The sequence below is a fragment of the Bacteriovorax sp. DB6_IX genome (assembly GCF_000447775.1).
Lineage (GTDB): Bacteria > Bdellovibrionota > Bacteriovoracia > Bacteriovoracales > Bacteriovoracaceae > Halobacteriovorax_A.
Genome location: NZ_AUNJ01000141.1, coordinates 1 through 280, shown reverse-complemented (window position 1 = coordinate 280; position 280 = coordinate 1). Strand labels below are relative to the sequence as shown.

At 34.6% G+C, this 280-nt stretch carries 1 protein-coding gene; it reads right to left on the bottom strand.

What is annotated here, in order from left to right:
* Nucleotides 1-280, bottom strand: a 280-nt coding sequence (locus M901_RS04330; RefSeq protein ID WP_034720299.1) for a hypothetical protein, incomplete at both ends; no start/stop codon positions are given.

The window sequence follows — 280 nt, the reverse complement described above, 5'->3', positions numbered from 1 at the left end:
CATATATTTAGACATACAAATAAAGGATTCAAGGGCCGTCTCAACGGCCCTATCGTAAATATTAGAGACCGTAATAACTGATTCCTTTTGCTGATGAGGTAGCTTCATCAGTGTTTGAATAAGTATTTTCGTGACTTCAATTCTTTGGATAGGATTTAAGCTCGAATTCAAGTGGAAGACTGGTATATAGATACTATTTATTTTTTCATTATCTTTTTGTCCCGAAATACCAGAGTCTAAAAATGGGAGTACAGTCTTGGCCATATTGAATTTTGAGTTG